A 548-nucleotide genomic window follows, 5' to 3' on the forward strand; every position below is an offset into this window, starting at 1 on the left:
CACCCGCAACTTGCGTTAGCATCCTGAGACTGAAAGGAGAGGTGTGGGCGCTCAAGAGGCAGAACCGGGCTTAGAAGAAAGCCAAACATGGGTGCAGACCAATCGACAGCTCCGGCTAAGCCGCCGGAGCAGGGGGGCGGGGCCGCTGAGGAGCTGGCCTACCGGCTTCGCCAGCAACAGCTCACCGCTGAGTTCGGATTGTTTGCCCTCAAGACGCACCACATTGGCGCCCTCCTGCAGGAGGCAACGCGGGTTTGTGCGCAGGGGCTCCAGAGCCGGTTCTGCAAGATCATGGAATACAAGCCCGCCGAGCATCAGTTCGTGGTGCAGGCCGGTGTAGGCTGGAAAGCCGGTACTGTGGGAAGTGCCAGGACTGGAGCCGATGTCGAGAGCCCGTCCGGTTACGCCTTTCAGACCAGCGAGCCCGTGATCTCAAACCACCTTGAGGGCGAGAGCCGCTTCCGCACGCCGAAGGTGCTTGAAGAGCACGGGATCAAGCGGGCCATCAACGTCATCATCCGTGGCGAGAGCGAGCCCTTCGGCGTGCT

At 62.4% G+C, this 548-nt stretch carries 1 protein-coding gene; it reads left to right on the forward strand.

All coding sequences use genetic code 11. The annotated features are described in order from the left end of the window. Nucleotides 1-87: 87 nt before the first annotated feature. Nucleotides 88-548 (forward strand): GAF domain-containing protein (locus WDW90_RS37970; protein WP_336492854.1); only part of this gene is annotated, 461 nt, incomplete at its 3' end.

It is taken from the genome of Methylobacterium nigriterrae, assembly GCF_037106235.1.
Taxonomy (GTDB): Bacteria; Pseudomonadota; Alphaproteobacteria; order Rhizobiales; family Beijerinckiaceae; genus Methylobacterium; species Methylobacterium nigriterrae.